Here is an 11971-nt window from a genome sequence, read left to right on the forward strand (position 1 = left end):
GCAAGCTGCGCGCCGACTTCGATGCGAAGGGCGTCGCGCAGTCGGATCACCAGATCCGCAGGGCGATGGACGAATATCTCGCCGAGGCGGTTCGTCAGGTGAAGGCCGAAGGCTGATCCCGATCAGCAGCTTGGCCCGATTCGCTGAGACGAGTTCCTAGTTCGACACGGCCATGAGCGCCGCGGCGAAGAGGCGCGACGCCACGTCGCGCGCTTCCGCTTCGTCGGGGCCCGAGGCTTCGCTGGCGAGCGGCCTTTCGCGCCTGCGGTGCATGGCCGCCCAGGCGACGATCTCGACCGCGCAGCGGGCGGCGGTCCTGAGCTTTGTTTCCGTCCAGTCCGGACCGGCTCCGCGCACGATCAGCGCCACGAGATCGTCGACATATGCGCCGCGGACTTGCTGGCGGTGGATCTCGTTCAGCTCCGCAATGTCGAAGGCGCAGCTATCGAGCAGCCAGACGATCCGCCGCTGTTCCGCCAGAACGTCATAGAGCGCGCCGCCAATGGCCTCGAGCACCGGCGCGTCGGCTGGGCCTGCCCGCCTCAGCGCATCGCCGAGGAGCGGCCAGCGCGCATACGCCCCGATCGCCGCGCGCAGCAGCGCCGCCGTCTCCCCGATGCCGGGATCGGGCAGGGGGGCCGGCAAGTTCTCGAGCGGCAGGCCGCAGGCCCGCATGACGGCAAGATGAAGCAGGGCTTCCTTGCTCGCGGCATAAAGGTATAGCGTGCCCGCCGACACCCCCATCTGCCTCGCAATGTCCGCGACCTGAGTGCGGCGGTAGCCGGCTTCCGTGAAGCAGGCGATCGCCGCCTCCGCGATTTCCTCGAAGCGCGCGGCGGCGCGTGCCTTGCCCGTCCGGCTTTTGGGCTGAGTGGTCATTCGGCCTCTTGCAATCCGTCTCTCAAATATTAGTATATGAATGATTCATTCATTTATTCAAGGCGAACCAACATGGCCATGGTGAGTTGGCGGCAATGTCTTGCCTGGGTGGTGGCCCTATTACTTGCCGGCGGCCTCGCCCGGGCGAGCGCCGAGGATGGCGGCTGGGGTCATTATGGTGGCGATGCCGGCGGGCAGAGGCATGTGGAGGCGAGCGCGATCACGCCAGCCAATGTCGCGAACCTCAAGGAGGTCTGGCGCTACTCGACCGGGGCGCTTGCGGGCAAGCCTGCCAATGTGCGCAAGCGCTACGCCTTCGAGGCGACGCCGATCCTTGCCGAGGACAATCTTGTTTTCTGCACGCCCTTCAATGTCGTCGTCGCGCTCGATCCGGCTACCGGTGTGGAGCGCTGGACCTACGATCCCGGCATTGCGCTCGATCAGCGCCCGGCCAATCAGTTCGTCTGCCGGGGCGTCGCCTACTGGCAGGATGCCGGCGCCCCGCTCGACGCCACCTGCGGCAGCCGCATCTTCATGGGCACGAATGACGGGCGGCTGATCGCGCTCGATGCGCGGACCGGCAAGCCCTGTCCGGGCTTCGGGTCCGATCCTGAGAAGCCCGGCGAGGTGACGGCGGGCGCCGACCGGCTGCTCGTCTGGCCGGGCGAGTATCAGCACACTTCGCCGCCCGTGGTTTCGCATGGCGTCGTCATTCTCGGCTCGTCCATCGGCGACAATGCGCGGGTCGATGCGCCGAAGGGCACGGTCAGGGCCTATGACGCGCGGACGGGCAGGCTCCGGTGGAGCTTCGATCCGGTGGCGCGGGGCGCCGCCGAAAAGCCGGGAAGCTGGGCGCCCGGCACGGCCGCGCATACGGGGCAGGCGAATGTCTGGGCGCCCATCTCGGTCGATGAGAAGCGCGGCCTCGTCTTCCTGCCGACATCCTCGCCAAGCCCCGATTTCTTCGGCGGGCTGCGCGCCGGGGACGATGCCTATGCCGATTCCGTCGTCGCACTGAATGTGGAGACGGGCGCCGTTCAATGGGTCTTCCAGACGGTGCATCACGATGTCTGGGACTACGATCTTCCCGCCCAGCCGACGCTGGCCACGCTGACGCGCGACGGCAAGCCCGTCGATGTCGTCGTGCAGGTGACGAAGACGGGCTTCATGTTCGTGCTGGAGCGCGACACGGGCAAACCCTTCTTCGATGTCGTGGAGCGGCCCGTGCCGCAAGGCGCGGTAGCGGGCGAAGCGCTTTCGCCGACCCAGCCTTTCCCGGTGAAGCCGCCGGCGCTCGTGCCCCAGAAGCTCGAGAAAGGCGGCGCATGGGGCCTCGTCTGGTTCGACAAGCGGGCCTGCAACGCGACGCTCGACAAGGTCCGCAGCGATGGATTGTTCACGCCGCCCTCGCTCGAGGGCACGCTCATCTATCCCTTCACCGGCGGTGGCGCGAACTGGGGCGGCATGAGCTTCGATCCGGCGCGCAAGATCGCCGTCGTCAATGTCAACAATGCCGGCCATATCGTCACGCTCTTTCCGTCTGCTGAATATAAGGGGCGAAAGGAAGTGGATGAGAGCGCCGAAATCGTACCGCAGACGGGCGCGCCCTATGGCGTGAGGCGCGATCTCTTCCTGTCGCCGCTCGGGCTTCCCTGCACGCCGCCGCCATGGGGATCGCTCGTGGCAGTCGATCTCGAAAACGGCACGATCAAATGGAAGCGCCCGCTCGGCACCGTGCGGGACCTCGCGCCCGTGCCGCTGCCGCTCGAATGGGGCGTGCCGAATTTCGGCGGACCGCTCACCACCGACAGCGGGCTCATCTTCATCGGCGCGGCGATGGACAATTATCTGCGCGCCTTCGACACCGAAACGGGCGACGAGCTGTGGAAGGCGCGGCTTCCGGCAGGCGGGCAGGCGACGCCCATGTCCTATGTGTGGAAGGGACGGCAATTTGTCGTCATCGCGGCGGGCGGACATGCGCGCGCGGGCACGAAGCTCGGCGACAGCGTCGTGGCCTATGCGCTGCCCGAGCGGAAATGAAAGACGGGGATTCAGGCGCGTCCCGCGGCCCCGCTTGAGTTCGGCCAGCATAAGCCCAACAATCCGGCGATAACGATAACGCTCGGAAAGGGAGAGAGCATGCCCGGCTACAACAACGTCACGATCGAGAAGCAGGGGCCAGTGGCGCTTGTGCGCTTCGACAGGAAGGGAAACCGCAACGCCTTCAATCAGGAGACGATCCTCGAGCTCACCGATGTCGCGCGGCGCTTTCAGGACGATCTCGAAACGCAGGCCGTCGTGCTCACCGGCACGCGCGAAGCCTTCTCCGGCGGCATCGATCTCAAGGAGCGGGCGACGCGCGCGGTGACGGCGGGCAGCGATCTCGAATTGCGCCAGACCTATTATCGCGGCGTGCGGCTCTGCCAGGCGTGGGAAGACATGCCGCAGGTAACGATCGCCGCGATCGAGGGAATGGCCGTCGGCGCGGGCGTGGCGCTGCCCATCGCGCTCGACTGGCGCGTCATGGGCAAGGGCGCATTCCTCTATGTGCCGGAGGTGAAGATCGGCATCAATCTGCAATGGGGCGCGCTGCCGCGCCTCATCACGCTGGTCGGGCCGGCGCGGGCCAAGCGCATCTGCATTCTTTGCGAGCGGATGGGCGCCGGACACGCGCTCGACTGGGGGCTCGTCGACGAGGTCGCCGAAGACGGGCAGGTGGTGGAAAAGGCGCTTGAAATGGCGCGCGCCGCCGCCTCGATGCCCGCGCCCGCGGTGCGTATGGTGAAGGAGGCGGTCAACGCCACCGCCAATGCGCTGCACAAGGCGACGAGCTATGCCGATGCCGACCAGAGCCAGCTCTCGACGAACTTCCGCTCCGCGCAGGCGGAGAGCGACAAGTTCGTCAAGGGGCGCGGCTGACGATCAGGCCGGAACCTTGTTGCGAAGGCGGGTGGCGATCTGCTCCAGAGAGAGCAGGTGGTTGCCTTCCTTCGCGACGTCATAGGTGGTGACGTTCATGGCACGGACGGTTTTTCTCACCACATCATTCGTCGCCGGGTGAACGTCCACGTCGATCACGTTGAAGCAGCAGGTGTTCTGGTCGATGGAGGCAAAGGAGGCGAGGCCCGTGCCGAACGCCCAGCCGAGCACGAGCCGGTTGATGCCGCCATGGGCGACAAGGGCGAGCGTCTCCCATTCCGGCTCCGCAAGCACCGCCTCAAGCCCCGAAATGACGCGGGCATTCACCGCCTCGAAACTGTCGCCGCCATTGTAGCGGGCGCCCGGAACGGCCGCGTCCTTGAAGGAATAGGCGATGTCGTTGAGGTCGGTGACCGCCGCGCGATAGGCGCTGTTGCCCTGAAACTCGACAAAGGCCGGATTGCGTTCGATCTCGATGCCGCGGCCCTCGAGGATGAGCTCGGCGGTCTCCACCGAGCGCGGAAAGCTCGACGAGATGGCGCGGTCGAAGGCGATGCCCTGAAGCGCCTTGCCCGTCAGCGTCGCCTGCTCGCGGCCCCAGGAGGTGAGGGGAACGGCGGTCGAATCCGCGACGCGGTTGCCCCGATCGTCGACATAGGACACGTCGCCGTGACGGAAGAGATAGATACGACGGCGGCGCGAGCCGTCAAAGGCAGTACGAAGCATGGGATGGACCTCGAAGTGAATGTCTCCGGCAACAAGTATCGGGGTCGAATGTGACGGGGTGGTGAAACCTAGCCCGCGGCGTTGCCCTTCGCGGCCGCCATCGCCTCCTTGCCGAACACGCGCGCGAAGATCGTGTCGACATGCTTGGTGTGATAGCCGAGGTCGAAGAGTTCTTCGAGTTCCTTGTCGGAAAGCTTCGCCGACACGTCCTTGTCCGCCTTCAGCAGGTCGAGGAAGTTGCCTTCTCCGCGCCAGACCGGCATCGCATTGCGCTGCACGAGGCGGTAGCTGTCCTCGCGGCTCACGCCCTTCTGGGTCAGCGCCAGCAGCACGCGCTGCGAATGGACGAGCCCGCCGAGCTTGTCGAGATTGCGCTGCATGTTCTCGGGATAGACGAGCAGCTTGTCGATGACGCCGGTGAGGCGGACAAGCGCGAAGTCGAGCGTGACCGTCGCGTCGGGGCCGATCATGCGCTCGACCGAGGAGTGCGAGATGTCGCGCTCGTGCCAGAGGGCGACGTTCTCCATCGCCGGGATCGACATGCCGCGCACGAGGCGGGCAAGGCCGGTGAGGTTTTCGGTCAGCACCGGATTGCGCTTGTGCGGCATGGCCGAGGAGCCCTTCTGCCCCTCGGAGAAATATTCCTCGGCTTCGAGGACTTCCGAGCGCTGAAGATGGCGGATTTCGGTCGCGAGCCTTTCGATCGATGAGGCGATGACGCCGAGCGTGGCGAAATACATGGCGTGGCGGTCGCGCGGGATCACCTGCGTCGAGACGGGCTCGGGCTCGAGGCCGAGCTTCGCCGCGACATGCTCTTCGACGCGCGGATCGATATTGGCGAAGGTGCCGACGGCGCCCGAAATGGCGCAGGTCGCAACTTCCTTGCGCGCATGGACGAGGCGCTCGCGGCAGCGCGAGAACTCGGCATAGGCCTGCGCGAGCTTGAGGCCGAAGGTCGTCGGCTCGGCATGGATGCCATGGCTGCGGCCGATGGTCGGCGTGTCCTTGTATTCGAAGGCGCGGCGCCTGATCGCCGCGAGAAGCGCGTCCATGTCCTTCAGAAGAAGGTCGGCGGCGCGCACGAGCTGCACGTTGAGGCAGGTGTCGAGCACGTCGGAGGACGTCATGCCCTGATGGACGAAGCGCGAGTCAGGGCCGATGAATTCGCCGAGATGGGTGAGGAAGGCGATGACGTCGTGCTTCACCTCGCGCTCGATCTCGTCGATGCGGTCGACGTCGAATTCGGCCTTGCCGCCAAGCTCCCAGATCTTCTTCGCGGATTCCTTCGGGATGACGCCGAGTTCGGCCAGCGCGTCGCAGGCATGGGCCTCGATTTCGAACCAGATCCGGAACTTCGTTTCGGGGGTCCAGATGGAAACCATTTCAGGCCGCGAATAGCGGGGGATCATGGGCCAAGCCTCGCGAAAAGTGTAGGAATGCTGAGGGTTTATCAGATGGTCCGGCGGACCTCAAGGGCGGCGGAATTGGCGTCCTTTTCGGCGGACGGCGATGCTTTTTCGTGGCTATGATCGTCTCATAACAAGCCGGAACCCGGGGAGGGAAACATGACCACGGAACTCAATCGCCGCACGTTTCTGGGCTCGGCCGCCGCGGCCGCGCTGGTGGCGGGTGCCGCCAGCCTGCGCACGACGCCGCTTTTCGCCAAGGAGAGCTTCGCCGGCCTCGACGCCATGGCGCAGGCCGAGCTCGTGCGGAAAAAGGAAGTGACGTCGCTCGAACTCGTCGATGCCGCCATCGCGCGCATCAATGCCGTCAATCCGAAGGTCAACGCGGTGGTGACCGAATTCTTCGACAAGGCGCGGGAAACGGCGAAAGGCAGCCTGCCGGAAAGCCCGCTCTCCGGCGTCCCCTATCTCATCAAGGATCTCAACGATTTCACCGGCGAGCGGCGCACGTCGGGCTCGCGGCTCTTTGCGAATTTCAAATCGCCGGGAACGGACCCCGTGCCCGAAAAGGCCGTCGATGCCGGGCTCGTCGTGCTCGGCAAGACGAATACGCCCGAATTCGGCCTCATGGCCTCGACCGAGTCGCTCCTTCTCGGCGATTGCCGCAATCCCTGGAACCTCGAACATTCATCCGGCGGCTCGTCCGGCGGGGCGGCCGCGGCCGTTGCCGCTGGCATGCTGCCCGTCGCTCATGCCTCCGATGGTGGCGGCTCGATCCGCATTCCCGCCTCCTGCTGCGGCGTCTTCGGCATGAAGCCCTCGCGCGGGCGCATGAAGCTCGGGTCGAAGCCGATGCCGGGCGATATCGGCGTCGAGAATTGCGTGAGCCGCACGGTGCGCGACAGCGCGATGGTCTTCTCGCTCTCCGAGGACCGCTCGGCGGACGCGCCGCTGAAGCCCGTCGGCTTCGTTTCCGGCCTTTCCAGAAAGCGCCTCACCATCGCCTTTTCGACGGCCGATTATTACGGCCGCGAGCCGCATGCCGATGTGAAGGCGGCGATCGAGGCGACCGCCAATCTCTGCGACGATCTCGGCCACATCATTATCGAGGCGAAGAACCCCCTTCATGGCGAGGAATTCATCGATGCTTTCCTCACCGTCTGGGCCTCGGGTCCGGCGAGCCTCGTCGAGCTTGCCCGGAGCAAGGGCCTGAAGCCGGAAAAGGTGCTCGAGCCCTGGACGCTCGGCCTTGCCGAGTTCTTCGCGCGCAAGCCCAAGGACGCGCTCCAGAAGTCGCTCGCCTTCTTCGCCGAGGCGGAAGCAAAGACCGATGCCTTCATGGCGCGCTATGACACATGGCTGACGCCGGTGCTTTCGCGCCCTGCGCCGAAGCTCGGCGAGCAGGCGCCGACCGTCGCCTTCGACAAGCTCTATGAGCGCATCGTCCACTATGTCTCCTACACGCCCATCCACAATGTGGCCGGTACGCCGGCCATGTCGGTGCCGCTCGGCATGAGCAAGGACGGGCTTCCCATCGGCAGCCAGTTCGCGGCGGCAAAGGGCGGGGAGGGGCTTCTCTTCGAACTCGCCTATGAGCTGGAGCAGGCGCAGCCCTGGGCGATCCGGCATGCGGGCGTCTATGCGGGCTGAGCGCGGGCGGCGCGCGGATACGGGCTTCAGATCAATCCCAGCGATTTGAAGCTCGTATGGCGGCCCTTGCCGATGACCAGATGATCGTGGACCTGAATGCCGAGGGGCCTTGCCGTCTCGACGATGCGCTTCGTCATTTCGATGTCGGCGGATGAAGGCGTCGGATCGCCCGAAGGGTGATTGTGGACGAGGATGATGGATGAGGCGTTGAGCGCGAGCGCGCGCTTCATCACCTCGCGCGGATAGACGGGCGTATGGTCGATCGTGCCCGTCTGCTGCACCTCGTCGGCGATGAGCACGTTCTGGCGGTCGAGAAACAGGATGCGGAACTGCTCGATCGCGCCATGCGCCATCGCGGCGGAGCAATAGTCGAGAAGCGCCGACCAGGAGGAGATGACCTCCTTGCGCATCACCTTCGCCTGCGAAAGCCGCAGCCCCGCCTCGCGGATGATGCGGAAATCGGCAATGGTCGATGCGGAGACGCCCTTCACTTCGCAAAGGCGCTCGGGCGCAGCGTTCAGCACTTCGGCGAGGCCGCCGAAATGCGCGATCAGCTCCTTCGCGAGCGGCTTCACATCACGGCGCGGAATCGTGCGGAAGAGGATGAGTTCCAGAAGCTCGTAATCCGGCAGCACCTCGGGCGCGGCGAGAAAGCGCTCGCGAAGGCGCTCGCGATGGCCTGCATGATGGGGTATCGGTTTGGCCGCCGGTCGCGAAGTGTCAGGCATAAGGCGGATTGTCGAGGCCGGCGGGGGATTTGGTGAAGATCTCGGCCCCGTCCTCGGTCACGCCGATCGAATGTTCGAACTGGGCGGAGAGCGAGCGGTCGCGCGTCACCGCGGTCCAGCCATCGGCGAGGATCTTCACGCCCGGCTTGCCCGCATTGATCATCGGCTCGATGGTGAAGAACATGCCCGGCTTCAGCTTCAGCCCCTCGCCGCGCCGACCGTAATGCAGCACGTTCGGCATGTCGTGGAAAACCCTGCCGATGCCATGGCCGCAGAATTCGCGCACGACCGAGCAGCGCTCGCCCTCGGCATATTCCTGGATCGCGGCGCCGACATCGCCGAGCGTCGCGCCGGGCTTCACCGCGGCGATGCCGCGCATCATGGCTTCATAGGTCACTTCGCAAAGCCGCGCCGCCTTTCGCGGCACGTCGCCGACGTAATACATGCGGTTGGTGTCGCCGTGCCAGCCATCGATGATGAGCGTCACATCGACATTGACGATGTCGCCGTCGCGGAGCACGCGGTCGCCCGGAATGCCATGGCAGACGACATGGTTGATCGAGGTGCAGCAGGAATGGCGGTAGCCGCGATAGCCGAGCGTCGCGGGCAGCGCGCCATTGTCGAGGGTGAATTCATAGACGGCCCGGTCGATCTCATTCGTCGTCACGCCCGGCTTGATGACGGTGGCGAGCATGTCGAGCGCCGCCGCCGCAAGCCGGCCCACCTGCCGCATGCCTTCAAAGGCATCGGGGCCGTGAAGCTTGATCTGGCCCGTATTGCGCGCGGGTGCGTCGAATGCGTCGGTGTAGTTCATGGATCTGTCCGGGTGAAGGTTCTTAGCCTGTAACATAGTGCTTCGGACCGTTGCGGCCTACCCCCGAAATGAGGCCAATGCCCGGCCGCGCATTGTCCCGGGCGGGGTGAGGGGGCTATTCTTCACCGGAGCAAATTCCCCCGCGAGGACCCCAGAATGCCGGATGCCGCTAAAAATTCGCCCGCAAACGCCGAAGCTCCGCGCATCGTCACGGCCTGCGTCGTGCTCATCGGTGACGAGATCCTGTCCGGGCGGACGCGGGACGCGAACCTGTCCTACATCGCCAAGCACCTCAACCAGATCGGCATTCAGGTGCGCGAGGCGCGCGTCATCCCCGATGTCGAGGACACGATCGTCGCCGTCATCAACGAGGTCAGGGCGCGCCACGACTATGTCTTCACCACGGGCGGCATCGGGCCGACGCATGACGACATCACGGCGGATGCCGTGGCCAAGGCTTTCGGCGTTGCCATCGGCTACAGCGACGAGGCGCTCGCCATTCTCGATGCGCATTACAAGGCGACGGGCGGCGAGTTCACGGAGGCGCGCAAGCGCATGGCGCGCATCCCGTCCGGGGCGGCGCTGATCGCGAACCCCATCAGCAAGGCGCCCGGTTTCCAGATCGGCAACGTCTTCGTCATGGCGGGCGTGCCCATGGTCATGCAGGTCATGCTCGACAGCCTGACCGATCGGCTCGAGGGCGGCGCCACCATGAAAAGCCGGACCGTGAGCGGCCAGATCGGCGAGGGAACCATCGCCGAGCCGCTCGGCGCGCTCCAGAAGCGCCATCCCGATGTCGTCATCGGCTCCTATCCCTACTACCGGGGCAGGGTTTTCGGCACCAGCCTCGTCATGCGCGGCGTCGATTCGGCGAAACTCGACGAAGTCGCGGCGGAAGTTGCTGGCCTCATTCGCTCTTTCGGTGTCGAGCCGGTGGAAGGCGAGCCGGTCTGATCCCTGTAATCTCAGCGCCGGCAAGGGTTTGTCGCCTATTTGCAACATTCGTCCCGCAACATTACGAAAGATTCAGCTTTAATGGCCGGATGGCTGGGTACAATATGCCCCGAATGAGCTAAGGTTTCGGCTTAGGGTCTGACGGTCACCAACCACGAGTTCCGACTGGGGTACGGGTGGAAGGGGGCAACACCGTATGGGCCGAGAACAACAAGGCTAGGGAACGAGTTCAAGGGTCACGTTTACCCGGAGGGAGAGACGCTTATGAAGAAGATTTTCGGCATTGTGGGTTTGGCGGCCGGCGCGATGATGATGGTGTCGGGCCCCGCCCTGGCGCTGGATTCCAGCTTCGATGCCATGTCGAAGCCCGGCAAGCACCAGTTCTATGTCTGGTGCACGGGCGGCAAGAGCAGCGTGCAGAGCGCCGAAGGCGCCACCGCGAAAGATGCTCAGGCGAAGCTCGCCGCTTCCGCCGGCAACAGCTGCTGGCCGGTTTGGCAGGGCCTCGCGGGCTAAGCCCAGCGGCTCCGATCCCGGAAGGGTTTGAAGCGGCGGTCCCTCGGGGCCGCCGTTTTCATTTGTGGGGAGGGGAGGCTTTCCCGCGTTGCGCCGCCCCGCCCGAGCGGGCATATCTTCAGGGTCGGCCGGCGGGGCCCCTTGGCGAAACTGGTATACGCAGCAGACTTAAAATCTGCTTCTCGTAAGGGAGTGCGGGTTCGAGTCCCGCAGGGGCCACCAGTCAGTTCCGCCGCATTCCTCCAGCCCGCGCGCTCACCGGGCGCGCCTTATGCGCCATACGAACGATCAGGCGAGGCCGCCGCCATAAGCTTCGTTCTTATGGTTGTGACCAAGTGCGATCCTGACCCTGCCCCCGCAATGCCGAATGCTGCATCTCAGATCGCGTTCGACCTCGTCGAGTCGCGATTGAGCGAAGCGTTCGTTCGCCATCAGCTTGTCGGCAATGGCGTAGCGGCTCGCGCCGCATATCCGGCACGTCACCTCTATGCGTGTGCCGGACTCCAGATCCGAAAGATGGAGATCGCTTTTCCAGCTCACCAGAAATCCTCCGCATCCGGAATGCGCGTGTAGCTGATCTTTCCGCCCGCGTAGCCTCCCGGCGGAGGAGACCAAGGGCCGAGGCTCACCAACGTCCGAGAGTATTTCGTATTGATCCTGTCCACCGCCTCGGTTGCGGCCTGCCATTTTTTGCGAATGAGGGCGTCATCGAGAAGCATGTCAAGTTGGCGCTCTCCTATGGGCGTCAAATCGAGCAGGGTGACGTGAACCTGCTTGATACGCGCTTGTGATGGCAGTGCCTCATATGCATCTCGCCACAATTGTTCGAGTGCGGAGAGCACGGCCTGGTCGTCGCGAACAGCGGGAAGCCAATGCGCGCCTCCCCAACTGTCGTCTTTCATACTCAGCCATAGCCACAGGCGACCGGCATTCCAGCCGTCGCGTCGCATTCGTCGTGCGGCTTTCACCAATAATAATCGGGAGGCGGCTTTCGCTTCTTCGAGAGAGCGGTAATCGGGTGGCAATACGCGGCCATGGCCATACATGCCGCGTTCGGAAGGCGGCGTTTGAATGTCATAGCCGTGCAGGGCATACCAGAGCCGCTCGCCGGTCACATTGCCCCAGAGGTTCCGCATCTGCCTCGGGGCCGTGGCGAGCAGTGCGGCCATGTCGAAAATACCGGCTCGGTATAATCGCCGGCGCATGCGTGAGCCTATTCCGGGTACATCATCGAGGTTCCGGGCAATGAGCGGAGCAGGCATGTCGCGTGGATGCCAGACGATGAGCCCGTCGCCATAGCGGCCCGGAGATTTCTTGCCTGCCTTGCAGGCCATCTTTGCCAATTGACGATTGGCGGCAAAGCCGATCGAGCAGGTGAT

At 64.8% G+C, this 11971-nt stretch carries 13 protein-coding genes and 1 tRNA gene; 7 read left to right on the plus strand and 7 right to left on the minus strand.

What is annotated here, in order from left to right:
* Nucleotides 1-5: 5 nt before the first annotated feature.
* Nucleotides 6-116, plus strand: coding sequence for a hypothetical protein (locus tag WBG82_RS15565; protein WP_424425810.1), 111 nt, complete (start codon nt 6-8; stop codon nt 114-116).
* 40 nt (nt 117-156) lie between these two features.
* Here WBG82_RS15565 and WBG82_RS15570 read toward each other — a convergent pair whose 3' ends face one another.
* Nucleotides 157-879 (minus strand): TetR/AcrR family transcriptional regulator, encoded by a 723-nt coding sequence (locus WBG82_RS15570; protein ID WP_424425788.1) that lies wholly within the window; start codon nt 877-879, stop codon nt 157-159.
* Between the two features lie 72 nt (nt 880-951).
* Between WBG82_RS15570 and WBG82_RS15575 the strand changes: the two genes are divergently transcribed.
* Entirely contained in the window at nt 952-2919 is a 1968-nt protein-coding gene (locus WBG82_RS15575; RefSeq protein WP_424425790.1) for a pyrroloquinoline quinone-dependent dehydrogenase, read from the plus strand.
* 99 nt (nt 2920-3018) lie between these two features.
* The gene (locus WBG82_RS15580; protein WP_424425792.1) at nt 3019-3798 is read left to right on the plus strand and encodes an enoyl-CoA hydratase/isomerase family protein; all 780 of its coding nucleotides are present in this window, start codon (nt 3019-3021) and stop codon (nt 3796-3798) included.
* Nucleotides 3799-3801: 3 nt separating this feature from the next.
* Here the strand turns inward: WBG82_RS15580 and WBG82_RS15585 are convergent, their stop codons facing one another.
* Complete coding sequence (locus tag WBG82_RS15585) at nt 3802-4524, minus strand: histidine phosphatase family protein (protein ID WP_424425794.1); 723 nt, start codon at nt 4522-4524, stop codon at nt 3802-3804.
* A 68-nt stretch (nt 4525-4592) separates the two neighbouring features.
* On the minus strand, nt 4593-5933 hold the full coding sequence (gene purB / locus WBG82_RS15590; RefSeq protein WP_424425796.1) for an adenylosuccinate lyase: 1341 nt from the start codon (nt 5931-5933) through the stop codon (nt 4593-4595).
* A 156-nt stretch (nt 5934-6089) separates the two neighbouring features.
* Here purB and WBG82_RS15595 point away from each other — a divergent pair, with 156 nt between their 5' ends.
* Complete coding sequence (locus WBG82_RS15595) at nt 6090-7580, plus strand: amidase (protein ID WP_424425798.1); 1491 nt, start codon at nt 6090-6092, stop codon at nt 7578-7580.
* A 26-nt stretch (nt 7581-7606) separates the two neighbouring features.
* Here the strand turns inward: WBG82_RS15595 and radC are convergent, their stop codons facing one another.
* On the minus strand, nt 7607-8308 hold the full coding sequence (gene radC, locus WBG82_RS15600) for a RadC family protein (protein ID WP_424425800.1): 702 nt from the start codon (nt 8306-8308) through the stop codon (nt 7607-7609).
* Nucleotides 8301-9122, minus strand: a complete 822-nt coding sequence (gene map / locus WBG82_RS15605) for a type I methionyl aminopeptidase (RefSeq protein ID WP_424425802.1) — start codon at nt 9120-9122, stop codon at nt 8301-8303. The genes radC and map overlap by 8 nt, the downstream gene beginning before the upstream one ends.
* A 156-nt stretch (nt 9123-9278) precedes the next feature.
* Here map and WBG82_RS15610 point away from each other — a divergent pair, with 156 nt between their 5' ends.
* The 3 genes from WBG82_RS15610 (at nt 9279) to WBG82_RS15620 (ending at nt 10814) form a co-directional block, all read left to right on the plus strand.
* Nucleotides 9279-10076, plus strand: coding sequence for a competence/damage-inducible protein A (locus WBG82_RS15610; protein ID WP_424425804.1), 798 nt, complete (start codon nt 9279-9281; stop codon nt 10074-10076).
* A gap of 264 nt (nt 10077-10340) precedes the next feature.
* Complete coding sequence (locus WBG82_RS15615) at nt 10341-10592, plus strand: hypothetical protein (protein WP_324301451.1); 252 nt, start codon at nt 10341-10343, stop codon at nt 10590-10592.
* 135 nt (nt 10593-10727) lie between these two features.
* A tRNA-Leu gene (locus WBG82_RS15620) sits at nt 10728-10814 on the plus strand.
* Between the two features lie 66 nt (nt 10815-10880).
* On the opposite strand, the gene WBG82_RS15625 is transcribed toward WBG82_RS15620, so the two are convergent.
* Together WBG82_RS15625 and WBG82_RS15630 are read right to left on the minus strand one after the other, a co-directional pair.
* Entirely contained in the window at nt 10881-11132 is a 252-nt protein-coding gene (locus tag WBG82_RS15625) for a hypothetical protein (RefSeq protein ID WP_424425806.1), read from the minus strand.
* Nucleotides 11129-11971: Y-family DNA polymerase (locus WBG82_RS15630; protein ID WP_424425808.1), on the minus strand; the 843-nt coding region annotated here is incomplete at its 5' end. The genes WBG82_RS15630 and WBG82_RS15625, both read right to left, overlap by 4 nt.

It is taken from the genome of Parvibaculum sp. (assembly GCF_049671045.1).
Taxonomy (GTDB): Bacteria; Pseudomonadota; Alphaproteobacteria; order Parvibaculales; family Parvibaculaceae; genus Parvibaculum.